General features: G+C 49.9%; 24 protein-coding genes. 2 read left to right on the top strand and 22 right to left on the bottom strand.

Annotated features, from left to right (window positions below; translation table 11 throughout):
• Positions 1-36 precede the first annotated feature (36 nt).
• Genes nlpE through M977_RS14820 form a run of 3 tightly spaced genes read right to left on the bottom strand, consistent with a single transcriptional unit; the run spans position 37 to position 1,732 of the window.
• The gene (gene nlpE / locus M977_RS14830; protein ID WP_064516394.1) at positions 37-732 is read right to left on the bottom strand and encodes an envelope stress response activation lipoprotein NlpE; all 696 of its coding nucleotides are present in this window, start codon (positions 730-732) and stop codon (positions 37-39) included.
• Positions 733-770: 38 nt separating this feature from the next.
• Positions 771-1,190: an alternative ribosome rescue aminoacyl-tRNA hydrolase ArfB gene (arfB, locus tag M977_RS14825; protein ID WP_064516357.1), complete on the bottom strand. Its 420-nt coding sequence runs from the start codon at positions 1,188-1,190 to the stop codon at positions 771-773.
• A complete protein-coding gene (locus M977_RS14820) occupies positions 1,190-1,732 on the bottom strand; it encodes a YaeQ family protein (protein WP_064516355.1) in 543 nt (180 codons plus the stop codon). Before M977_RS14820 ends, arfB begins: the two co-directional genes overlap by 1 nt.
• A 204-nt stretch (positions 1,733-1,936) precedes the next feature.
• Here M977_RS14820 and M977_RS14815 point away from each other — a divergent pair, with 204 nt between their 5' ends.
• Together M977_RS14815 and rof are read left to right on the top strand one after the other, a co-directional pair.
• Positions 1,937-2,137, top strand: a complete 201-nt coding sequence (locus tag M977_RS14815; RefSeq protein WP_034460828.1) for a YaeP family protein — start codon at positions 1,937-1,939, stop codon at positions 2,135-2,137.
• Positions 2,124-2,384, top strand: a complete 261-nt coding sequence (gene rof, locus M977_RS14810) for a Rho-binding antiterminator (protein ID WP_034460830.1) — start codon at positions 2,124-2,126, stop codon at positions 2,382-2,384. The genes M977_RS14815 and rof overlap by 14 nt, the downstream gene beginning before the upstream one ends.
• Positions 2,385-2,432: 48 nt before the next feature.
• Here rof and M977_RS14805 read toward each other — a convergent pair whose 3' ends face one another.
• The 19 genes from M977_RS14805 to pyrH form a co-directional block, all read right to left on the bottom strand.
• The gene (locus tag M977_RS14805; protein WP_064516353.1) at positions 2,433-2,744 is read right to left on the bottom strand and encodes a c-type cytochrome; all 312 of its coding nucleotides are present in this window, start codon (positions 2,742-2,744) and stop codon (positions 2,433-2,435) included.
• Positions 2,744-4,051, bottom strand: a complete 1,308-nt coding sequence (gene tilS, locus M977_RS14800) for a tRNA lysidine(34) synthetase TilS (RefSeq protein WP_064516392.1) — start codon at positions 4,049-4,051, stop codon at positions 2,744-2,746. The genes M977_RS14805 and tilS overlap by 1 nt, the downstream gene beginning before the upstream one ends.
• 63 nt (positions 4,052-4,114) lie before the next feature.
• Complete coding sequence (locus tag M977_RS14795) at positions 4,115-4,504, bottom strand: VOC family protein (protein WP_064516351.1); 390 nt, start codon at positions 4,502-4,504, stop codon at positions 4,115-4,117.
• Positions 4,505-4,560: 56 nt separating this feature from the next.
• Entirely contained in the window at positions 4,561-6,702 is a 2,142-nt protein-coding gene (locus M977_RS14790) for a lysine decarboxylase LdcC (protein ID WP_064516349.1), read from the bottom strand.
• Between the two features lie 155 nt (positions 6,703-6,857).
• Positions 6,858-7,817, bottom strand: a complete 960-nt coding sequence (gene accA / locus M977_RS14785) for an acetyl-CoA carboxylase carboxyl transferase subunit alpha (RefSeq protein WP_064516346.1) — start codon at positions 7,815-7,817, stop codon at positions 6,858-6,860.
• Positions 7,818-7,829: 12 nt separating this feature from the next.
• Positions 7,830-11,312 carry a DNA polymerase III subunit alpha gene (gene dnaE, locus M977_RS14780; RefSeq protein WP_064516344.1) on the bottom strand — a complete coding sequence of 1,161 codons (3,483 nt, stop codon included), beginning with the start codon at positions 11,310-11,312 and terminating at the stop codon, positions 7,830-7,832.
• Positions 11,313-11,350: 38 nt separating this feature from the next.
• Positions 11,351-11,947 carry a ribonuclease HII gene (rnhB, locus tag M977_RS14775; RefSeq protein WP_064516342.1) on the bottom strand — a complete coding sequence of 199 codons (597 nt, stop codon included), beginning with the start codon at positions 11,945-11,947 and terminating at the stop codon, positions 11,351-11,353.
• Positions 11,944-13,092, bottom strand: coding sequence for a lipid-A-disaccharide synthase (gene lpxB, locus M977_RS14770; protein WP_064516340.1), 1,149 nt, complete (start codon positions 13,090-13,092; stop codon positions 11,944-11,946). The genes rnhB and lpxB overlap by 4 nt, the downstream gene beginning before the upstream one ends.
• Positions 13,093-13,881: an acyl-ACP--UDP-N-acetylglucosamine O-acyltransferase gene (lpxA, locus tag M977_RS14765; protein WP_064516338.1), complete on the bottom strand. Its 789-nt coding sequence runs from the start codon at positions 13,879-13,881 to the stop codon at positions 13,093-13,095.
• Between the two features lie 3 nt (positions 13,882-13,884).
• A complete protein-coding gene (gene fabZ / locus M977_RS14760) occupies positions 13,885-14,340 on the bottom strand; it encodes a 3-hydroxyacyl-ACP dehydratase FabZ (RefSeq protein WP_064516336.1) in 456 nt (151 codons plus the stop codon).
• Positions 14,341-14,456: 116 nt separating this feature from the next.
• A complete protein-coding gene (gene lpxD / locus M977_RS14755; protein ID WP_064516334.1) occupies positions 14,457-15,482 on the bottom strand; it encodes a UDP-3-O-(3-hydroxymyristoyl)glucosamine N-acyltransferase in 1,026 nt (341 codons plus the stop codon).
• A 3-nt stretch (positions 15,483-15,485) separates the two neighbouring features.
• Complete coding sequence (gene skp, locus M977_RS14750; RefSeq protein WP_064516332.1) at positions 15,486-15,986, bottom strand: molecular chaperone Skp; 501 nt, start codon at positions 15,984-15,986, stop codon at positions 15,486-15,488.
• 121 nt (positions 15,987-16,107) lie between these two features.
• Positions 16,108-18,522, bottom strand: a complete 2,415-nt coding sequence (gene bamA / locus M977_RS14745) for an outer membrane protein assembly factor BamA (RefSeq protein ID WP_064516330.1) — start codon at positions 18,520-18,522, stop codon at positions 16,108-16,110.
• Between the two features lie 32 nt (positions 18,523-18,554).
• Positions 18,555-19,907: a sigma E protease regulator RseP gene (gene rseP, locus M977_RS14740; protein ID WP_064516328.1), complete on the bottom strand. Its 1,353-nt coding sequence runs from the start codon at positions 19,905-19,907 to the stop codon at positions 18,555-18,557.
• A gap of 11 nt (positions 19,908-19,918) precedes the next feature.
• Entirely contained in the window at positions 19,919-20,776 is an 858-nt protein-coding gene (gene cdsA, locus M977_RS14735; protein ID WP_064516326.1) for a phosphatidate cytidylyltransferase, read from the bottom strand.
• Positions 20,777-20,794: 18 nt separating this feature from the next.
• Positions 20,795-21,547: a (2E,6E)-farnesyl-diphosphate-specific ditrans,polycis-undecaprenyl-diphosphate synthase gene (gene ispU, locus M977_RS14730; RefSeq protein ID WP_064516324.1), complete on the bottom strand. Its 753-nt coding sequence runs from the start codon at positions 21,545-21,547 to the stop codon at positions 20,795-20,797.
• Between the two features lie 186 nt (positions 21,548-21,733).
• Positions 21,734-22,933, bottom strand: a complete 1,200-nt coding sequence (gene ispC, locus M977_RS14725; RefSeq protein ID WP_064516390.1) for a 1-deoxy-D-xylulose-5-phosphate reductoisomerase — start codon at positions 22,931-22,933, stop codon at positions 21,734-21,736.
• Between the two features lie 109 nt (positions 22,934-23,042).
• Positions 23,043-23,600 carry a ribosome recycling factor gene (gene frr, locus M977_RS14720; RefSeq protein WP_034460857.1) on the bottom strand — a complete coding sequence of 186 codons (558 nt, stop codon included), beginning with the start codon at positions 23,598-23,600 and terminating at the stop codon, positions 23,043-23,045.
• Positions 23,601-23,760: 160 nt separating this feature from the next.
• The gene (gene pyrH, locus M977_RS14715; protein WP_064516322.1) at positions 23,761-24,486 is read right to left on the bottom strand and encodes a UMP kinase; all 726 of its coding nucleotides are present in this window, start codon (positions 24,484-24,486) and stop codon (positions 23,761-23,763) included.
• Positions 24,487-24,573: the final 87 nt, after the last annotated feature.

Here is a 24,573-nt window from a genome sequence, read left to right as displayed (position 1 = left end):
AAGCAATTAGCGGGGCTTTTTTATATCCACGGTTTATCAATCGTGGCAGCTTTTCTTAGGCTCAAATTTAGCTGTTCTGTCAGCAACGACGGTTTTCTTCAACTCGCCGCTATCTGGTGATGCCTGCAAGGTAAAGTGCGCATCAACCACCAGCAACACCGGCTGGTAATCCTCACCCCGCGCTGCCGCATATCCACGTTCCAGTTCTGCGTTACTGGCCACAGGGAATGTTTTCCCGGTGGTGCAATCCTGGAAAATTGCCGCATCAGCCATGTATTTGTACATGCCTTTCATGGTCATTGGCGTTGCAGGTAACGCTTCTTTACTCGGCGTCAGAGTGTAATTGAGCTGAGACTCAATCGAATTACCTGCCCTGTCCAACATCTCCAGGTTATCGCCTTTCGGGCGGAAATAGAGCTTTTCACCGTCACGTTCAGTGAGAACAAGTTTATCCGCCGTACGCGCCCAGCTACCGTAAGATGCAAATACTGCCGGTTCTTTCGCGTCCTGATAACGTTGGTTCATCACCCAGGTGCCGTCTTTTTCCAAAAACAGCGACGTTTCAATCCCTGAACAATCCGCACAAGGTAAAACCCCTTTATAACTTTGCTGCATTGGCTGTAGTTCCGCGGCTTGAGCCGGCTGTAACGTTTGAACTTCAGCCCGGTTATTACAACCAAAAAGTGCAAACAAGCTGCATACGGCAACTGCCGACAATAGAATCTTTTTCACCATCTCTTCCCTCTTCTGGTCAATATCTTTGCCGTTCGTCACTCAGGGCGACGGACTTTTCCACGCAATGATTTCGTCGTTGATTTTTGTGATTTCGATGCCAGACGACGCTCTTTTGACGCGCGCGTAGGTCGCGTCGCTCGTCGGCTTTTCTGCTCAACGGTTAATTCCTGAATCAATGAAATAAGCCGTGCGACTGCCGCTTCACGGTTCATTTCCTGACTACGGTATTCTTGTGCCTTAATTATCACCACGCCATCAGGCGTAATCAAATGGTGACTTGCCGCCAGCAAGCGTTCTTTATAATACTCTGGCAGGCTGGAGGCACGAATGTCAAAACGCAAATGGATAGCTGTTGAGGTTTTATTCACATGCTGACCGCCCGCTCCCTGCGCGCGGATAGCCGTAATAGTGACCTCAGTGTCCGGTATAGCTACCGCTCGTGACACCACTATCATCAATGATGCTGCCAGGCCGTGAAATGAATTTCGAGATTATTCTCAGCATCAGATAACCAGATAGCGCCATCCTGAATGGTAGCCTGCAAGTTCATCGAACGTGTACCAAACTCACACAGCTTCGCCAGTTGCTCATCATCCAGATACCAGATAGACAAGTTTTGGTATTGCTTGAGTTTGTTCTGATGCTGCTGCCACCAGACTTCCGCAGCACGGCTGTTATAGGTAAACAGCGCCACTTGCGCAGATTGGCTACAGGCTTTTTTCAGACGTTTTTCTTCTGGCAGGCCCAGCTCAATCCACAGGTCGATACCCATATGATCGTTACGCTGCCAGATTTCCGGCTCATCTTCAGCACTTAAACCACGGCTAAATTGCAGGCGCTCGTTGGCGTATTTAATCCATGCCAGCAAACGCAGCATCATACGTTCTTGCGTTTCCGAAGGATGGCGCGCAAGCGTCAGGTTGCTATCCAGGAATTGATTGCGATCGAGATCGGCAACATTCACCATCGCTTTATAGATTGTCGCTTTTAACGCCATCACACTTCTCCACACGAATAAGGCGCTCATTGTAACGAAAACCCCGCTAAAACGCTGTTATGTATTCACTCAAGTAGCGAGTTGGTCTGCTGATATCGGTTTCACTGCTGTGGTATAGTCACCTTGCTAAACAGAGTTTATCTTCGTAGGCTTAACTGGCATCACACGATTAAGTCTGAGTTCGGGACTCTGAAAGGAGGGCGTGTGGAAAAGTATTGTGAATTAGTACGGCGGCGCTATGCGGAAATAGCCAGCGGAGATTTGGGTTACATTCCCGATGCACTGGGTTGCGTATTGAAAGTGCTGAATGAAGTGGCTTCCAACGAAGCACAACCAGAATCGATTAGGGAACAGGCGGCGTATGCTGCCGCGAACTTACTGGTGAGCGATTATGTCAATGAATGATGCCTATCAACCCATCAATTGTGATGATTATGACAATCTCGAGCTCGCCTGCCAGCATCACTTATTATTGACGCTGGAGTTAAAGAGCGGAGAAGTTTTCAAGGCGAAAGCCAGTGACCTGGTGTCTCGTAAAAACATCGAATATCTGATTCTCGATGATGCCGGAGCCACTCGCGAAGTTCGTCTCGATAAAATTACCAGCTTCAGCCATCCTGAAATTGGTACTGTCGTAGTTAGCGAGTCCTGATACGCAAAGTATCCGCATACGCGGGCAGCCATGAGCTGCCCGTTTTTTTTACGGTTTCATTGAGGCGTAGTAAGCCGCCAGATTACTTATATCTTCATCGGAAAGCCCGCTCACATAAGCCTTCATCACTTCCGCTTGCCCACCGCTGCGCTCACCTTTTTTATATGCCTTCAACGAGTGTTCAAGATACGCCTCGTTTTGCCCGGCAAGATTCGGGTACATCGGCACGGACACTTTCCCCGTCGCACCGTGGCAGGCCACACACATCATTGCTTTCTGCTCACCAGCGACTGCGTCACCTTTTGCCAGTACCGGTTGGCTACACAACAACACTCCAGCCAAAATAATCATTCTTTTCATTATTGATTCTCCTTTTGCCAGTCGACACGCCAGCATGATTGTTCCGTTGCAATGCCTTCCCGGGTGACAAAAACACCCAGTGCTGCAATTAATTGCTCACCATAAAATAGCAGCGGCGTTCTTTCGCGCAGCCAGGGTGGAATACCTGACTCCTGCCAGATTTTTTTCAAACTTCGACCTCGTTCGCGCCCAACAATATGGAACTGCCCGGAAGCCTTAAAGCGTAAGGTAACAGGCTCGTTATCGTGAGGTGCCCGAATTTCCTGTCCACACGGCGCACATAAAAGCGTGCCCAGGCCGTCAGGCAACGTGAGTGGTGCAAAAGGTGCCGGCCAGGAAATGATTTTATCACCCAATCCGTTCATCAAAGGTAGCCAGTACAGCGCCCCCTGATAACGGCGAACTTCGTAAGCGCCAAATCTCAGGCGAGGAGTGGCATCGTCACGGCTGGTCGCAACTTCACCCCACAAGCGCGCTAAAGCCGCCCGTGATGGCATGGCGGCTTTTTGCCGGGCAAACCAACGGCGTAACAACGCGGCACGTCGGATATCGCTCAGGGACAGCAGAGGCTCAATCAGTAATGAGCCATCGTCCTGAATCAGTGCATTGAGTTGTTCGGCAAGTAACTCATCAAGTAACTGCTCTTGCTCGCCACATAGTTCAGCGCTACGAGCAACGCTTTGCGGGAAATGCGGCCAGCGTTGCTGGATTTCAGGAATGACCCGCAACCTCAAGAAATTCCGGTCGTAGCTATCATCCTGATTACTTTCGTCTTCTATCCACGTTAGCTGGTGTTCATTCGCCCACGCTTCCAGATCTTTGCGCGTTTGCCCCAGCAGCGGTCGGATTAATTCTGTCTCACCAAACGGCAAACGTTCTGGCATTGCGGCCAGCCCCGCAGGGCCACTCCCCCGCTTCAGGGCAAGTAAAAACGTTTCACACTGGTCATCAAGGTGCTGCGCCGTCAGCAACACTTCGTCTGGCCGTATTGTTTCAGCCAGCGCCTGATAACGTGCTGTTCGCGCGTGGGCTTCAAGGCCCAATCCCTCGTCTGCGAGTTTTACGCGTTTGACTTCAAGCGGCACGTTCCATTGCTCACAGACTTGCTGGCAATGTTCTGCCCATTCATCAGCATAGGGGCTTAAACCATGATGAATATGCATGGCGCGAATCTGGAGGTTTGCGGCCTGCGTATCGCTAAGCGTAACCAACTGATGGAGCAAAACCGTGGAATCCAGGCCACCACTAAACGCCACCAGCAAATTCGGGTGCGGTTGCAATAATTTGATGAGAGGACGAAGTGGCATAGTCAGTAACTTGAATAAGGTTTTGCCCGGCACGTTACCGGGCTACGAGAAGAGAGGCAAGCGTTACTGCTGGTATAGCTCAAGAGGCAAGCCATCGGGGTCGTTAAAGAAAGTAAAACGCTTATTGGTGAAAGGATCGATACGAACCGGCTCACACTTCACTCCATGCTTCTCAAGGTGAACAATCGCGGTGTCGATATCGTCAACGCTAAACGCCAGATGACGTAACCCACAAGCCTCTGGGCGACTCGGCCTTGCTGGCGGGAACGGGAAGGAAAATAGCTCAATGACATATTGCCCGTTCAATGCCAAATCACCTTTCCATGAATCCCGTTCTTCACGATAGGCTTCCGCTTGCAGCGTAAAGCCAAGAATATCGCAGTAAAAATGCTTACTGGTTGGGTAATCCGACGCGATGATAGCGATGTGGTGAACTTGCTTTAAACCCAGCATAAATGCTCCTTTGTCTTTTTCGCACGGTAACTATCATGCATAGGTAAATCAATATGCTACACCGATTTTAGGACTCGTACTCTGTAGATGCCATCCTCACCCAGTTTGGCTCCGTGAATGTCGGTTTCAAACCCAGGATAGTGCTCTCCCACAGAACACAGCATCAGCAGGAAATCGAGCACTGCCCGACTTTCATTGGTGATCATCTCACCAGGCATCACCACCGGCACACCGGGTGGATACGGCAGGATCATGTTTGCTGAAACGCGATTAAGCAATTGTTCGATTTCTACCGTTTCAACGTTACCTTTCACTTGCTGTTGATACGCCTTGTGCGGCGTCATTTTCATTTCCGGGAGCACATCAAAAGCACGCAGCATCAGGTCAGAAAGATTGTGCTGCTTAATCAATTTGTGGATGCCTTGCGCCAGGTCCTGGATACGCATATTGCGATAAAAATCAGGGTCTTCAGCATACAAATCCGGCAGCATGTTTTTCACACGCAAATTGAGGTCATACGAGCGTTTAAACTCCGTCAAACCACGCAACAAACTTAACGCCTTGGTTTTGTCTATCCCAATGCTAAACAGGAACAGCAGGTTATATGGCCCTGTTTTTTCGACGACCACACCGCGTTCATCAAGGAACTTCGCCACCAGTGCAGCGGGAATGCCCTCATCAGCCATCGTCCCTAACTCATCCATGCCTGGCGTCAGAATGGTGACTTTTATCGGGTCGAGGTACATATGGTCAGCATCGGCATCTTTGAAACCGTGCCAGTTCTCTTCGCCTGGCGAAATCGGCCAACAGGCGGCTTCATCAATAAATTCCGGCTGCCAGATATCGAAGAACCAGTCCTCTGACTCTTCTCGCAGGCGCTGAACTTCACGACGGAAATGCAGCGCACGCTCTACCGAACGGTTAATCAACCGCTTGCCGGGGTTGCCTCGTAGCATTGCTGCCGCCGTTTCAATGGATGCCACCAGCGGATAACTTGGCGATGTAGTGGTATGCATCATGTAGGCTTCGTTGAAAGTTTCCTCGTCGTAGTCACCTTTAATATGAATAAGGGATGCCTGCGACAACGCTGCCAGTAATTTGTGTGTGGACTGGGTTTCGTAAATCACTTTCCCCGGCACGCGATCGCCACTCATACCGCTTTTACCCTGATAAATAGCGTGGAAGTTGGTGTACGGCACCCAGGCGGAATCAAAGTGGATCGAGAGTACATCGAGAGTCTGTTTGATAAATTCGGTGTTATACAGCAAGCCATCGTAAGTCGAGTTGGTGATAACCGCATGCACCGGCCACTGGGCATTTTCCGTCGCAGCAACTTTCGCCTCGATACTCTCGCGCATAAATTCACGCTGCGGAATGCCGCCCAAAATCCCCAGCGCGTTGCGTGTCGGTTTTAACCAGATGGGTACCAGGTCGGTCATCATCAGCAAATGGGTCAGCGATTTATGGCAGTTACGGTCAATCAGCACTGTGCTGCCGGAAGGCGCGGCGTACATACCCACGATTTTATTCGACGTGGATGTGCCGTTGGTCACCATATAACTCTGCTCCGCACCAAAAGTACGGGCGATATATTCCTCAGCTTCCAGATGTGGGCCAGTGTGATCGAGTAACGATCCCAGTTCCGTCACCGAAATAGAGACATCCGCTTTAAGCGTGTTCGCGCCAAAGAAGTCATAGAACAAACAGCCAACCGGGCTTTTCAGATAGGCGGTGCCCGCCATATGCCCCGGCGTGCAGAAGGTATATTTCCCTTCGTTCACATAGTTGAACAATGCTTTGGTTAACGGCGGGGTGATGTTGTCGAGATATTCATTAGTGTACTGACGGATGCGCAGGGCGATATCGTCTGCTGCACTGAGGGCGTATTCAAAGAACCACAGCGCCATGCGCATTTCGTTGACGCTGACATCTAGCGAAGAGTGTGTGTTGATAAACGCATACAAAGGCAGATATTCATTCAGCGCATTAATTTCGCTGCATAAATCCAGGCTGTATTCATCCCAGTCAAAAATGACGCCGCAGATACGCGGGTTATGTTCGATTAGTTTCAGCAGGTCGGTACTGTTGGTCGGGTAAATCAGGCGAAAACCCTGAACTTCCAGCGCCTGGTGGAGTTCTTTGATTGGCTCGTCTTTGTAGAAAACGCCATGCGGTCCCATGATTGCAATAATATTCAACGCTTACCTCCTGGAAAAAAACCTTCAGGTAAGCATAGTTTATTGAAAAGTGGCTGAGGACAAGTGCAGAGGTGTAAAGCTTCTTAAAGTGTGGGATTCAGAGAATAAAAAAGGCCAGAATTTCTTCTGACCTTCTTCTTCAGAGCATCACGCTATTATGCGTAACCGTAACTCATCAGACGGTGATAACGACGAGCCAACAGCTCTTCGGTATTCAACACGTCCAGATCGGCAAGATCGGCCAGCAATTGCGCTTTCAGTGAAGCGGCCATTGCTTCCACGTTACGGTGTGCACCGCCCAGTGGTTCAGGGATCACGGAATCAATCAGCTTCAGCTCTTTCAGGCGTGGCGCAATGATACCCATCGCTTCTGCAGCGATTGGTGCCTTATCAGCACTTTTCCACAGAATTGACGCACAACCTTCCGGAGAGATAACGGAATAGGTGCTGTACTGCAGCATATTCACTTTATCGCCCACGCCGATTGCCAACGCACCACCAGAACCACCTTCGCCGATTACGGTACAGATGACCGGCACTTTCAGGCCAGACATTTCACGTAAGTTGCGAGCGATAGCTTCTGACTGGCCGCGTTCTTCCGCGCCCACACCAGGATAAGCCCCAGGGGTGTCGATGAAGGTAATGATTGGCATTTTGAAACGCTCAGCCATTTCCATCAAACGCAGTGCTTTACGGTAGCCTTCTGGTGCTGGCATACCGAAGTTACGGCGGATTTTCTCTTTAGTCTCACGGCCTTTCTGATGGCCAATGACCATAACAGGACGACCATCAAGACGCGCAATGCCACCAACAATAGCTTTATCGTCAGCATACGCACGGTCACCCGCAAGTTCATCGAACTCATCAAAAGCGAGACGCAGGTAATCAAGCGTATACGGGCGCTGCGGGTGACGCGCCAGTTGAGCAATCTGCCATGCTCCTAAATCGGCGAAGATTTTACGTGTGAGTTCTACGCTTTTTTCACGCAGGCGCTGCACTTCTTCGTCGAGATTAATATCTAACTTTTCGTCCTGACGGCTAACTGCAGTCAGGGAATCAATTTTCGCTTCCAGCTCTGCAATCGGCTGTTCAAAATCGAGGAAATTCAGACTCATAATATTCCTGTATTAGTCAAACTCCAGTTCCACCTGCTCCGATCCTATCAGCGTGCGAAGCTCATTGAGCAAACGATCGCTTGGGGATACACGCCATGCTGCGCCAAAACGCAAACGCGCACGTGCATCCGCTCTCTGATAGTAGAGATGTACTGGAATGGTCCCCGAACGATGGGGTTCCAGAGACTGACGGAGACGGTTCAAAAGCTGGTCATCAATTTGCCTGTCCGTCAGCGAGATAGCAAGCCCACGCGCATACTTTTCGCGGGCCTCGTCTATATCCATAACTTCGCGAGCAGTCATTTTAAGGCCACCGCTGAAGTCATCAAAGCTGACCTGTCCGCTGACGATCAGGATACGGTCTTTTTCCAACAGATGCTGGTACTTTTCTAACGCATCTGTGAATAGCATCACTTCCAGGCGACCAGAACGGTCATCCAGAGTACAGATGCCAATGCGATTGCCGCGCTTGGTAACCATCACCCGCGAAGCAATCACCAGACCCGCAGCTGTGGTCATTTTACCACGTTCTGTCGGGTGCATCTCTTTCAGGCGCATGCCACCGACATAGCGCTCAATTTCTTTCAGATACTGGGTAATAGGATGCCCCGTCAGGTATAACCCTAACGTTTCACGCTCACCATCCAGCACCACTTGTTCAGGCCATTGCATTACGCTGGCGTAGGACTGCTCAACCTGCTCAGGTTCATCGGCCAATACACCGAACATATCCACCTGGCCGATGGCTTCGGCTTTCGCATGTTGGTCAGCCGCTTTAAGTGCATCAGGCAACGCATTCATCAGTGCTGCGCGATGCGGCCCAAGGCGGTCAAACGCCCCGGACATCACTAATTTTTCAAGAATGCGTTTATTGAGTTTTTTAACGTCAGCACGCGCACACAGATCGAACAGCTCGCGGAAATAACCGCCCTCGTTACGCGCCTCAATTATCGCTTCAATTGGGCCTTCACCGACACCTTTAATCGCGCCGATACCATAAACGATTTCCCCGTCGTCATTAACGTGGAAATGGTACAGCCCGGAGTTAATATCCGGTGGCAGAATTTTCAGGCCCATTCGCCAGCATTCATCCACCAGGCCGACGATTTTCTCGGTGTTATCCATATCAGCGGTCATCACCGCCGCCATAAACTCTGCCGGATAGTGCGCTTTTAGCCACAGCGTCTGGTAAGAAACCAGGGCATAAGCGGCTGAGTGAGATTTGTTAAACCCATAGCCGGCAAATTTCTCTACCAGGTCGAAGATCTTAATCGCCAGTTCACCATCAATACCACGCGATTTCGCACCATCTTCAAAACCGCCACGCTGCTTCGCCATTTCGACCGGGTTCTTTTTACCCATCGCACGACGTAGCATATCCGCACCACCGAGCGAGTAACCCGCCAGCACCTGTGCAATCTGCATAACCTGTTCTTGATACAGGATAATGCCGTAGGTCGGTTCAAGTACCGGTTTCAGGCTTTCATGCTGCCATTGAATATCCGGATAAGAGATGGCTTCACGCCCGTGTTTACGGTCGATAAAGTTATCAACCATGCCCGATTGCAGCGGGCCGGGGCGGAACAGCGCAACCAGTGCGATCATATCTTCGAAGCAGTCAGGCTGCAGACGCTTGATAAGATCTTTCATGCCGCGGGATTCTAGCTGGAACACCGCAGTGGTTTCCGAACGTTGCAGCATGTCGAAGCTTTTCTTGTCTTCGAGCGGGATTGCCGCGATATCAATCGGTTCTAAACCTTGCTTTGCCCGACGCGGGTTGATCATCTTCAACGCCCAGTCGATGATGGTCAGCGTACGCAAGCCGAGGAAGTCGAACTTCACCAGGCCCGCATATTCCACATCGTTTTTATCGAACTGGGTGACCGGGTTTTGGCCCTGGTCATCGCAATAAAGCGGAGCAAAGTCAGTAATTTTGGTTGGTGCAATAACCACGCCGCCAGCATGTTTACCAGCGTTACGCGTGACACCTTCAAGCTTACGCGCCATATCAATAAGCGCTTTAACTTCTTCGTCAGCTTCATACATTTCGGGAAGCTGCGGTTCAACTTCAAACGCTTTGGCAAGCGTCATGCCAGGATCTGGCGGGATCAGTTTAGAAATCCGATCGACAAAACCGTATGGGTGCCCCAGTACACGGCCCACATCGCGGATAACCGCTTTTGCCGCCATGGTACCAAAGGTAATAATCTGTGATACCGCTTCGCGCCCGTACATTTCGGCTACGTGGTCGATAACCCAATCGCGTTTTTCCATGCAGAAGTCGATATCGAAGTCGGGCATCGATACACGTTCCGGGTTAAGGAAACGTTCGAACAGCAGGTCAAACTCAAGCGGATCAAGATCGGTAATCTTCAGAGCATAAGCAACCAGTGAACCCGCACCAGAACCACGGCCAGGCCCTACCGGCACGCCGTTGTCTTTGGACCACTGGATAAATTCCATCACGATCAGGAAGTAGCCCGGGAACCCCATCTGGTTAATAACTTTTAGCTCAATATCCAGACGCTCGTCGTACGGCTGCCTTTTCACCGCACGCTCTTCAGGATCTTTGAACAAAAACTCCAGACGATCTTCAAGCCCTTCCTTCGATTTCATGACCAGGAAGTCTTCAGTCGACATTTCACCGGTTGGGAATTGCGGCAGGAAATATTCGCCAAGGCGAACTGTAACGTTACAGCGTCTGGCAATTTCTACGCTGTTTTCCAGCGCTTCCGGGACGTCCGAAAACAGCTCGCACATCTCCTCTTCGGTACGCAGATACTGCTGCGAAGAGTAGTTACGCGGGCGTTTAGGATCATCAAGGGTAAAGCCATCGTGAATAGCAACGCGGATTTCATGTGCATCAAAATCTGTAGACTCAATGAATCTTACGTCGTTCGTTGCAACAACCGGCAAACCACGTTCATCCGCTAAAGCGACAGCGGCATGCAAATAACTTTCTTCGTCAGGACGACCAGTACGAATCAGTTCCAGATAGAAGCGATCGGCAAAATATTGCTGATAAAATTCCAGGCACAGATCAAGCTGTGCTGTATTTCCACGCAACAAGTTTTTGCCAATATCCCCCATGCGCCCGCCAGAAAGAAGGATCAGCCCTTCATTCAGTTCGGCAAGCCACGCTCGGTCGATAATGGGGCCTGCAGCACCGTAACCACGCTGGTAAGCCTTAGAGATGAGCAATGTCAGGTTTTGATAACCGACATTGTTTGCAGCAAGTACGGTTAAATGGCTGAGTTCATCACCCAACAATTCATTCGCAACGTTAAAATCAGCACCAATGATCGGCTTAAGCCCTGCGCCGTGCGCAGCACCATAGAATTTCACCAGCCCGCAGAGGTTGGTAAAATCAGTGATAGCAATTGCTGGCATCCCCATCGCCGCGGCTTTCTTCACCAGCGGTGCTGTTTTTGCCAGGCCATCAACCATGGAGTAGTCGCTGTGCACCCTAAGGTGTACGAAACGTGGTTCAGCCATTTCTCATTCCGTTTAGATGTGTAACGTACGTCCGCAAATCAGGACGCCAGTCCGAGAGCGCGTTTGACCGGAGCAAAGCTACGACGATGATGTTCAGTCGCACCATGCTCTGCCAGCTTTTCCAGATGGAAAGCTGTGGGGTAGCCCTTATGTTGGGCAAAACCGTATTGCGGGAAAGAGAGATCAAGCTCTGCCATTTCACGATCGCGCGTCACTTTGGCAATTATTGATGCCGCACTGATTTCTGCAACCCGACTGTCACCTTTAACTACGGCCAGAGAAGGCATCGGTAATGCAGGGCAGCGGTTGCCATCAATCAGTACATATTCTGGAGCCACGCAAAGGCCTGCAACCGCACGCTGCATCGCAAGCATTGTGGCGTGCAAAATATTTAGCTGGTCAATCTCTTCGGGCTCAGCACGCCCAAGACTCCAGGACAGTGCTTTTTCGACGATTTCATCATAAAGCGCGTTGCGGCGTTTTTCAGAAAGCTTCTTCGAGTCGGCAAGGCCAATGATAGGCTTCGCCGGGTCGAGGATCACCGCAGCGGTGACGACTGCACCAACCAACGGGCCACGGCCGACTTCGTCAACACCCGCAACCAGGTGCGTATGAGGATAAATAAATTCAATCATTGTGCGAGCTCCAGCACAGCATCGGCCGCCTGTTCATCGGCATTACAACGAATCTGCTGATGCAGTTCACGGAAGGTGTCATGCATTTGATGGCTCTGCGCACCGTCTTCCAGCAACGGCCCCAGCACCTGCGCTAGTGCATTTGGCTCGCACTCTTCCTGCAGCAATTCTTTGACCAGTTCACGGCCAGCCAGTAGATTTGGAAGTGAAACGTAATCGGTTTTCACCAGTCGCTTCGCCAGCCAGAAAGTGAATGGCTTCATGCGATAGCCCACCACCATCGGGCATTTCGCCAGCATGCACTCAAGTGCCGCAGTACCTGATGCCAGCAATGCGGCATCGCTTGCCACCATCGCTTCGCGCCCTTGCCCATTAAGCAAATGCATTGTCAGGTCAGGCGCGACTTCTGCTTTGATACGCTCAAACTGCTCACGGCGTTTGGCATTAACCAAAGGAACGACAATTTCGAGCCCCGGGAAACGCTCACGCAGCAAAAGAGCTGTTTTCAGGAAATCCGCGCTGAGCATTTCAACTTCTGCTCCCCGGCTCCCCGGTAATAGTGCCAGGCATTTCGCATCAGGGGAAATACCCAGAGTCGCGCGGGCGGCATTTTTATCAGGATCAAGCGGCATGGCATCCGCCATGGTATGACCGATAAACCGGCACGGAACATTAAATCTATCGTAAAACGCTTTTTCGAAAGGCAGAAATGCGAGCACTAAATCCGTTGCTCTGCCAATTTTGAAAACGCGTTTTTGCCGCCATGCCCAAACGGAAGGGCTGACGTAATGAATGGTGCGAATACCCTGCTTCTTAAGATTGCCTTCGAGCGTGATGTTGAAATCAGGCGCATCAATGCCGACAAAAACGTCTGGCTGCAATTCGGTGAAACGGCGCGTGAGATCGGCTCGGATATGCAATAAGCGACGCAGGCGACCGAGCACTTCAACAATGCCCATCACCGCCAGCTCTTCCATCTCATACCATGCTTCACAGCCTTCAGCCTGCATCAGAGGCCCGGCAACACCAACAAAGCGAGCATCAGGATGACGAGCTTTCAGAGCACGAATCAGACCAGCACCAAGAATATCGCCGGAAGTTTCTCCGGCGACCAGGGCAATCGTAAGCGGACGACCAGGTTTCATTTAGCGAATCAGACCACGAGTTGAACGTTCAAAGAATTCAACAAATGCGTTCACTTCTGGATGTTGCTCAGCAATCGCAGCAATTTCAGGCTTCGCTTCTTCGAAGGTTTTCCCGCTGCGGTAGAGAATCTTATACGCGTTGCGAACAGCGTGAATAGCTTCTCTGGTAAAGCCGCGGCGTTTAAGCCCTTCGATGTTTACGCCGAATGGCGTTGCGTGGTTGCCCTGCGCGATAACATACGGCGGAACATCTTGTGCCACACCGGAACAACCACCCACCATCACGTGTGCACCGATAATGCAGAACTGGTGCACAGCGGTCATGCCGCCAATGATTGCGAAATCATCAACGGAAACGTGACCAGCAAGAGTTGCGTTATTTGCGAGGATACAGCGGTTACCGACTGTACAGTCATGCGCCACGTGAGCGTTGACCATCAGCAGGTTATCGCTACCCACCTTCGTCAAACCACCGCCCTGCTCTGTTCCGCGATGGATGGTGACGCTTTCACGAATGCGGTTGCGATCGCCAATTTCCACACGAGTTGGTTCACCGGCATATTTCAGATCCTGGTTAACTTCACCAATGGAAGCGAACTGATAAATCTCGTTATCACGGCCAATAGTCGTATGACCATTTACCACAACATGGGATTTCAGAACGGTACCTTCACCGATTTCAACATGCGGACCAACAATACAAAACGGACCAATATGAACGTTAGCACCAATAACGGCACCGTCTTCCACAATGGCAGATGGATGAATAAAGGCGGATTTATCAATCACGTATTAACTCTCCCGGCTGCGGGCACACATCATAGTTGCTTCGCAGACAATTTTACCGTCAACAGTTGCCACGCCTTTAAAGCGCGTCAGACCACGGCGGGTTTTCTCGAAAGTAACTTCCATGACCATCTGGTCACCAGGTACGACAGGACGTTTGAAACGCGCTTCATCGATACCAGCAAAGTAATAAAGCTCACCAGGTTCCAGTTTCCCTACGCTTTTGAACGCAAGAATACCGGTGGCTTGCGCCATCGCTTCAAGAATCAGCACACCCGGGAAAATCGGTTTACCAGGGAAGTGGCCCTGGAAAAACGGCTCGTTTACTGTGACATTTTTTACTGCACGTAAAAAACGCCCCTCTTCAAAATCCAGCACGCGGTCTACCAGCAAGAACGGGTAACGGTGTGGCAGAAGTTCCAAAATCTCTTCGATGTGCAGAGTATGAGTGTCGGTAGTCAAGATACTCTTCCTGTCTAAATGTACCAAATGACAATAATAACACGGCCTGCGACTATCTCGGGATAGCTAGCAGGCCGCAAATCAGTAAGCACTAACGCGTCTTGGGCGGGTGACTTTTAGTCTTGTTGATTGATTTTTTTCTCAACGGATTTCAAGCGTTTGCTGATCTCGTCGATATTCATCACCAACGCGGCTGTTTTACGCCACACTTTGTTCGGCTGTAGTGGAATACCTGAGGAGTAAACCCCCGGCTCTGTGATAGGGCGCATTACCATGCCCATTCCAGTCACGGTGACTTTATCGCAGATTTCCATATGGCCATTGATAACACTGGCACCACCAATCATGCAGTAACGGCCAATTTTCAGGCTGCCTGCCATGATCACACCGCCAGCAACAGCAGTATTGTCGCCAATCACAACGTTATGTGCAATCTGGCATTGATTATCAATGATAACACCATTGCCAATAATCGTGTCGTCTAGTGCGCCACGGTCAATCGTCGTACAAGCACCGATCTCGACACGATCGCCAATAATCACGCGACCAAGTTGGGGGATCTTCACCCAATTGCCACGATCGTTAGCATAACCAAAACCATCTGAACCGATGACGGTACCGGACTGAACCAGGCACTGTTCACCGATCTGGATTTCATGGTAAACCGACACATTCGCCCACAGGCGTGTGCCAGCACCAATTTTGGTGTGTTTACCCACGAAACAGCCAGGACCAATCACAACGTTATCACCAAGCACTACGCCAGATTCGATAACCGCATTGGCGCCAATGGCTACGTTATTACCCAACGTCGCAGTTGCATCAATCACTGCACTTGGTGCGATTTTTTGAGCAGGTTGCGGCGTGGAATCAAGGATTTGCGCCATGCGAGCATATGTGAGGTAGGGATTCTTCACTACCAATGCCGCGCTATGTGCGAAAGGGAGGTCGGCTTCAGTCATAACGACGGCAGAAGCCTGGCAAACAGCCAATTGCTCACGGTAACGTGGGTTAACCATGAACGTAATTTGGCCAGCCTGGGCCGTTTGCATAGATGCAACGCCGGTGATGACGAGATCGCCATCACCGTGCAAATCTGCATCCAACTGCTGGGCTAAATCAGCCAGTCGAATTGAAGACATTACTTATTTAACCTGTTTCAGAACATCTGAAGTGATGTCTTTAACACTGCTGCCAGCATAAGCAACGGTGTTAGCATCCAGAACTACGTCGATGCCTTTGTCGTCAGCAACTTTCTTCACTGCGCTCTGAATACGAGTAACCAGTTTGCCACGCTCTTCGTTAGAGCGACGTTGACGATCTTGTTCGAATGCCTGAGCTTTAGTCTGGAACTGCTGACGTTGAGCCATCAGATCTTTTTCAGCTTTGCTGCGGTCAGCAGCTTTCATGGTAGAACCATCGCGTTGCAGCTTTTGCATTTTGGACTGCAGGTCGCCTTCCATATTCTGCAACTCGCTTGCGCGGCCTTTAAACTCGTTTTCAAGAGTTTTAGACACACCGGTGCTCTGTGCTACCTGTTGGAACAGGTTGCCCATGTTTACTACAGCAATGCTTTCAGCTGCTTGAACGCTGGCAGATGCAGCCATAGCGAGGCCAAGACCTGCGGCAAATAACCACTTTTTCACAATAAACTCCTTACCATCCCGAATGTGTCCGAAGACACTCTTTTTTGCGTGTGCCAGTTCTGCATTTAGCGAACTGGCATCAACGCTACACTGCTTTTATGCATTCCTTCGCACAGAACAGTTACCAAGTTTTACCAATGTTAAACTGGAACTGTTCCGCTTTGTCGCCTTCGTACTTCTTGAACGGTTGGGCATAAGAGAAGACCAACGGCCCCAGCGGTGACATCCATTGCAATGCGATACCTGCTGACATACGAATATTACTTGGGTCACTGTAGTCCGGAATCCCGTCTGCAGAATACTTGGTATTATCCCAGTTAGTATCCCAAACGGTACCCATGTCCATGAACACGGAAGTACGCACAGAGTTCGCGTACTTCTCGCTCAAGAACGGCGTTGGCGTGATAAGTTCAAGACTTGCCACTGCCATTGCGTTACCACCGACTGCATCGTCAGAACTACAAACTTCAGTTGACGAAGCTTTGTTACAGTTATCTGTATCATTGCCGCCGTAATAAACAGCTTTAGGACCAATGTTATTTGACTGGAAACCACGAACAGTACTGGAACCACCGGCATAGAAGTTCTCATAGAACGGCATTTCTTTGCCGCCAAGACCATCACCGTAGCCCCAACGAGTACGTCCTAACATGACCCAGGTATGATCCTCATCAATTGGGAAGTAGCTCGCAGTATCCAGAGTCACTTTATAGAACTCGTTATCTGAACCCGGAACGGTCACTTTACCGTTCAGGTTTACGCGTGAGCCTTCTGTTGGGAAGTAACCACGGTCAAGTTTGTTGTACGTCCAGCCATAGTTCAGCGTGAAGTCATCTGCAGCAAAACCATTGTCATCAGATGATGTGCTAGCCGATTGACCAACAGAATCCAAATAACGCCACATCGCAACCTGTGGCTGCATGTTGGACAGGTCGTTATGCACGTAACCTAAGCCCAGACGCAATGTGTTGTTTTCGTTAACCGGGAAGCCAAGCGTTCCGTCCACACCATAACTTGTGTTGGTGTAGTCAGAAAGATCCGCGTCATCAGCTTTAAAGTCATTGTAGAAGAGACGGCCACCGAGGCTCACGCCATCAACTGTAAAGTACGGATCGGTTACCGACAATTCAGCATATGTCTGATAATCGTTTTTGGTACCGTTGATACCAACCGAGTAGCCTGTTCCTAACCAGTTATCCTGTTGGACACCGACCTGGAAACTGATACCACTTTCAGTACCGTAACCCACACCAAAGTTGAAACTACCGGTGTTGCGCTCTTTAACTTTGTAGACCACATCAACCTGGTCAGGGCTACCTGACACACGTTGCGTATCAACATCTACAGTTTCGAAGTAACCCAAACGATTCAGACGATCTTTACCTGAGTTCACAAGATCGCTACCCAGCCAAGTCCCTTCCATTTGGCGCATTTCGCGACGCAGGACTGAATCTTTACTGGTGTCGTTGCCTTCAAAACGAATTTTACGCACGTAGTAACGGTTACCAGAATCAACGTTCACATGCAGTTTAACGGTCTTATCTGCATCGTTGATTTCAGGTTGTGTCTGCACTCGTGGATAGGCGTAACCATAACGACCCAACAATTTCTTGATGTCGTCTTCCATCTTGGTCACTTTGGTGCCGTTATAAAGCTCACCTGGTTTGAGTTTAGTCAGCGTTTCAATTTCTGCTGAGTGCCCTGCCAGATTACCGTTCACCGTCACGCCAGCAATCTTGTATTGATCGCCTTCTGTAACGTTGATGGTCACGTAAATGCTTTTCTTATCAGGCGTCAAACTGACCTGAGTCGAATCGATGTTAAAGCGTGCATAACCGCGATCCAGATAGTAACTGCGCAGCGTTTCGAGGTCGCCGGCCAGCTTCTGTTTCTGGTATTTACGGTCACCCACCACGTTCCACCATGGCACTTCATCGCGCAACTGGAAATGCGAAATGAGTTCATCAGTCGTAAACGCATGGTTGCCGACGATGTTGATTTGCTGAATTTTGGCAGAAACGCCTTCCTGGAATACCAGTTTCAGGTCAACACGGTTACGCGGCAATGGCGTAACAACGGCTTTCACGCTGGCACTGTACTTACCAACGCTGTAATAGAAATCTTCCAGCCCTTTTTCAATATCAGCCAGGGTCGTTCTATCCAGTGATTCGCCGACACGCACACTAGAAGCCTCGAGGTTCTGCTTGAGCATGTCGTCCTTCACGGACTTGTTACCGGAGAAGGTAATACTCGCGATTGTCGGGCGTTCTTTCACCTGAACAACTAACGTTTCGCCATCACGAAGTACCCGGACATCTTCGAAGTTCCCGGTAGCAAACAGTGAACGAATAGTATTACTGATATCCTCGTCAGAGACAGTATCGCCTACGCGAACCGGCATGCTGAGGAGGGCCGCACCGACGGCGACTCGCTGCAGGCCTTCGAAATGAATATCCTTCACCACGAACCCGTCTGCACCGTATACGGTGGCGCTGCTAAACAGCAGCGACGCTATGAGCAACTTTTTCATCGCCATCGTTGTTATGCGTTCTTCCTAACCTATTCTCTCTAAAACCGAGAGAAATCATTGAAAAGTGCAAGCCCCATCAACAGCACCAGCAATATAGAGCCAATGCGGTAACTAAAGTCTTGAACTCGCTCGGAAACCGGCCCACCCTTTAGCTTTTCAATCGCCAAAAAGAGCAGATGCCCCCCGTCCAGGACGGGTAACGGAAACAGGTTGATTATCCCCAGATTAACGCTAATCAGCGCCAGGAACATCAGATAGTAAATCAACCCAGATTCCGCTGACATCCCTGCCCCTTGAGCTATAGAGATTGGCCCACTGAGGTTATTCAGTTTGATGTCACCGGTTATTAATTTTCCCAGCATGTTGACTGTAAGCTTCATCAGTTGCCAGGTTTTATCTGTGGCTTCTGCGACAGCAGCAAACGGCCCATACTGGCGTACTGTTTTATACTCATCAGGCAGCGGGATAACTTTTGGTACTACCCCCGCAAACCCTTCAGCCTTCGCTTTACCCGGTTTTGTATCCGGTATCAGCGTTAAAGACAAGAGTGCCCCTTGTCTTTCTATTTCTAGCTCCAGTGGGTGACCTGGATTGTCACGCACCTGACTAACAAATTCTGTCCACTGAACAAGCGCCGCACCGTTGACTTTAACGATCCTGTCCCCGGCTTGCAAACCCGCTTTGCTCGCTGCGGAATCGGGCTGTACTTCTTGTAATACCGTTTCAATTTGCGGACGGCGAGGTCCGATGCCTAATGAAGTAATCGGATCCTGCTTTTCTGGCTCAAATTGCCAGTGGCGCAAATCAAGCGTTTTCTCACTTTTCAGATTTGAACCTAGTGGTGCCAGCGTCAGATTAACACTGTCATCACCAATCTTTGCCATCAACTCAAGTTGAACCGATTCCCAGTCAGGCGTTTCGATACCATCTATCGCTTTAAGTTCCATGCCTGGTGCAATTTGTGCTTCTGCTGCTATCGAGTTGGGCATTACTTCACCAACAACCGGACGAACACCAGGGACACCGATGATAAACACCAGCCAGTAGGCAAACACAGCGAAGATAAAGTTAGCAATAGGACCGGCTGCAATAATTGCAGCGCGTTGAGAAACGGTTTTGTTATTAAAGGCCTGATGGCGTAGTTCCGGCGTAACCGGCTCAACACGCTCATCAAGCATTTTGACATAACCACCAAGTGGGATCAGGGCGATTACAAATTCGGTACCGTGGCGATCGGAACGACGCCAGAGCGCTTTACCAAAACCAATGGAAAAGCGCTCTACTTTGACACCACAGCGGCGAGCAACCCAGAAATGGCCGAACTCATGCACGGTAATTAATACACCCAGTGCGACAATAAACGCAGCCAAATTCCAGAGTAAGCTCAGCATATAACCTTCCGTTAAATCGTCCTGAATACCAGCAATAACAGACAGGCAAATACCGGTACTGCTGCTGTGAGGCTATCAATGCGGTCAAGGATACCACCATGACCGGGGATCAGGTGACCGCTATCTTTAATCCCTGCTTCACGCTTAAACATACTTTCGGTTAAATCGCCCAATACTGAAGCAAGAGCGGCAATAACCGAACAGGTCAACAGAATAGCCGGTGACACATCCAGATTCGCCCACATGCCGAACAGCACGGAGATAATCGCAGAAGTGAACAACCCACCAAAGAAGCCCTGCCAGGTTTTACCCGGAGACACTTTCGGCGCTAATTTGTGTTTGCCAAACATTTTGCCAAACATATAAGCACCGGAGTCTGCACCCCAGACCAGAACCATCACATACAACAGCCAGATTGAGCCAGTGTAGTGGTTAATATCGTAATGCCAGTTACGTAATACAATCATGCCCCAGAAAAACGGCACAATCGTTAATACGCCAAACAATAGACGCAACGTTTTTGAGTTGCGCCAGATTGATGCAGAACCCGGATAAAACAACACCAGTAACAGCGCGGCAAACCACCAGGCAAGTGATGCCCATAGCGAAGCCTCAATCAACGGAATATGAACCGTACGCTGGTATTCGGGTAATGCATAAAGCATTAATGCCAGTAACAGACCACACAATACAGCAAGCCATACACGTTGAGAACGTGCTTTAAAACCTGCCAATTGTCCCCATTCCCAGGCTGCCAGCATACATACCACGAGGGTTGTAATAGCAAATCCTACTGGTGGAAGCCAGAATAACGCGGCAATAACCACCGGGATTAAAATAAACGCAGAAAGCAGGCGATACTTCAGCAAAAGTGACCCCCAACAGGCTTACTCACTACCAGGTGCTGTGCCGCCAAAACGACGCTCTCGATTTGCAAAAGCATTTAGTGCACCTTCAAAGTCTTGTTCATCGAAATCAGGCCAAAGAACATCGGTGAAATAAAGTTCTGCATAGGCAATCTGCCAAATCAGAAAGTTACTAATACGATGCTCTCCCCCTGTCCTAATTACTAAATCTACGGGAGCCAGTTCATTCATGCAGATTTGCTTACTCAGCATCTCTTCATCAATCTGGTCTGGACGTAGTAAGCCTTCTTGCACCTGTTCGGCAAGATGCCGCACACCTTGAATAATATCCCAACGACCGCCATAGTTCGCGGCAATATTGAGAGTCAAACCTGTGTTGGCACTCGTTAAGTCTTCGGCTTTTTTGATACGTTCTTGCAGGCGAGCATTGAATCGGCTGATATCGCCGATAATACGCAAACGGACATTGTGACGATGCAGACTTTTGACTTCACTGTCTAAAGCCCACACAAACAACTCCATTAGTGCGCTAACTTCTTGAGCTGGACGATTCCAGTTTTCACTACTAAAAGCATAGAGCGTAAGTGCATCTATACCATTATTTGCCGCAAAACTTACCGCCCGGCGAACAGATTTCGCCCCAGCCTTATGGCCGGAAACCCTCATCTTCCCTTGTCGTTTCGCCCAGCGACCGTTGCCATCCATAATAATGGCAACATGGCGCGCGCCATGTTCGGATTGTGTTTCGCTTAATTGTTGGTTTGCAGACAACATAACGCGTAATTATTCCCAGATAAGGATTAAGCGGTACTCAGAATGATCTCAGCTTTTACATAAAAAAGCCGTGCTATAACACGGCTTACCAATCTTTCAGTCAGTTATTCCTGGACGAAAGATGGCGCAGACTATATCACTGAAGCACAAAGCTAACAAATAGAGGCACATCAGCTGAATAAATAATCATCGAGAAGCGATGCGCGTCACCAAACCTCGGGCAACCTCGCGTGCTTTCGCATCAACAGCAAGAACCTCTTCCACACTCTTCGGCTCAGTCAATTCAACACTATCAAGGACGGCACGATTTAAGGAAGCAATGTCTGTAAAACGTAGCTGTTGTTGCAAGAAAGCCTCAACCACAATTTCATTTGCTGCGTTCAGTACGGTCGTTGCAGCCTGTCCTTGCTCAAATGCTTCCATCGCAAGCTTCAGACAAGGATAGCGATGATAGTCCGGTTCCATAAAGGTGAAAGTGCCGATTTTACAAAAATCGAGCGGTTCAACACCTGACTGCACGCGCTCAGGAAATGCCATGGCGTGCGCGATAGGCGTGCGCATATCTGGAGCGCCTAACTGCGCCAGCACACTACCATCACGATAACGAACCATCGAGTGGATAACCGACTGCGGATGTATCAGTACTTCCATTTGTTTAGCTGAAGCATTGAATAGCCAACGAGCTTCAATGTATTCGAGACCTTTGTTCATCATGGTGGCCGAGTCGACTGAGATTTTACGCCCCATCGACCAGTTCGGATGGCTACAAGCCTGGTCCGGAGTCATTACTGTCAGTTCACCTAACGGCGTCTCACGGAATGGGCCACCTGATCCGGTAAGAATAATCGACGAAACGCCATTACCCTCAAGTTCAGCGTACCCGAGGTTTTGCTGAATTGTTTCCGGTAAACTCTGAAAAATTGCGTTGTGTTCGCTGTCGATAGGCAGAAGCTGTGCGTGGCTTCGTTGTACAGCATCCATAAACAGACGCCCACAAGTCACCAGTGCTTCTTTATTTGCCAGCAAAACTTGCTTACCCGCCGCAATCGCCGCAAGCGTGGGTAACAGACCTGCTGCCCCAACAATAGCTGCCATAACCTGATTCACTTCGTCCAGCGCAGCCATTTCACAAGCCGCCTGCTGCCCCGCCAGAACTTCAGTGCGACTCCCCTGCTCTTTGAGCAAACGGCGTAACTCACCGGCAGAGACTTCATCATCCATTACTGCCCAGCGAGGCTTGAACTCCAGGCACTGCTCAGCCATGCGCGCGACATTTTTCCCGGCAACCAGGGCCGTGACGGAAAACTTATCAGGATTATGACGAACAACGCTGAGGGTACTGGTACCGATAGATCCGGTAGAGCCAAGAATGGTCAGTTGCTTCATGGGACGCTCTGGAGTTTTAGTATGAATAATCAAATAAAAAACGCCGTAGACAATAATCGTGGCATGAGCCACGGCTTGCATACGGCGTTTGATCCGTCATCTCAACGGATTAGAACTGCATCAACTCAGCTTCTTTCTCAGCAAGTGCAGCATCTACTTTCTTGATAGCAGCATCAGTCATTTTCTGAACGTCGTCCTGAGAACGGCGATCGTCATCTTCACTGATTTCTTTATCTTTCAGCAGCGCTTTAACTTTGTCGTTAGCATCACGGCGAACGTTACGAACCGCCACGCGTGCGCCTTCAGCTTCGCCACGTACAATTTTGATCAGATCTTTACGGCGTTCTTCAGTCAGTGCAGGTAGTGGAACACGAATGTCAGTACCAGCAGAGCTTGGGTTCAGACCGAGGTCGGAAGTCATGATCGCTTTCTCAACGGCCTGGCTCAGTGAGCGGTCAAACACGTTGATCTTCAGTGTGCGAGAATCTTCAACCGTTACGCTTGCCAATTGGCGCAGTGGAGTCGGGGTGCCGTAATACTCCACAATGATGCCGTCCAGCAGAGATGGAGAGGCGCGGCCGGTGCGGATTTTACTGATTTGGGTTTTGAACGCTTCTACGCATTTTTCCATACGCACTTCGGCATCTTTTCTGATATCGCTAATCACGTTACGAATCCTTGAAAACTGGTTTAGGGCAGACCACACTTCACGCCGCTATGCAGACGCTGCGAGCTAAGTATAGCCCTGTTTATTCATGGCGCCCGTTGGGGTTGCCTGTTAACACTATCTGAAACTGAATCTTACCCTGATTAAGCATCGACTGAAATTACTCAGTGATCAATGTGCCTTCTTTTTCACCCATGACCACACGGCGAAGCGCACCAGGTTTGTTCATATTGAAAACACGAATCGGTATTTTGTGATCGCGGGCCAGCGTAAACGCAGCCAAATCCATCACTTTCAGTTCTTTTTCCAGTACTTCGGTATAGGTCAATTGCTCACAAAGCGTGGCGGTAGGATCTTGAACCGGATCCGCAGTAAACACGCCATCTACTTTCGTGGCTTTCAGTACTACGTCCGCTTCAATCTCAATACCACGCAAACACGCAGCAGAGTCAGTAGTAAAGAACGGATTACCGGTACCAGCTGCCAGGATAACTACGCGGTTATTGCGCAGCAAGCTGATAGCTTCTGCCCAGCTGTAGTTATCACATACGCCATTCAATGGAATAGCAGACATCAGGCGGGCGTTCACATAGGCGCGATGAAGCGCATCACGCATTGCCAGGCCGTTCATTACGGTTGCCAGCATGCCCATGTGGTCGCCCACAACACGGTTCATACCGGCTTTTGCCAAGCCTGCACCGCGGAATAAGTTGCCACCACCAATCACCACCCCGACCTGAATACCCAATTCAACCAGCTCTTTAATTTCCTGAGCCATACGATCAAGGATGCTTGCATCAATACCGAAGCCTTCGGTACCTTGCAGCGCTTCGCCGCTTAGCTTGAGCAGAATGCGTTTGTAGACAGGTTTTGCATTGGTAGCCATGATTCTTTCCTGGGAACAGTCAACGAATGGGGATGGTAAATTCAGACGACATAATGTCGCATATCAACAAGATCTGTATCAGAGCAG

Origin of the sequence: Buttiauxella gaviniae ATCC 51604 (genome assembly GCF_001654835.1) — a bacterium.
In the GTDB taxonomy this organism is placed as follows: Bacteria; Pseudomonadota; Gammaproteobacteria; order Enterobacterales; family Enterobacteriaceae; genus Buttiauxella; species Buttiauxella gaviniae.
The sequence above is the reverse complement of the archived record's forward strand: the minus strand, read 5'-3'. Positions and strand labels throughout refer to the sequence as shown.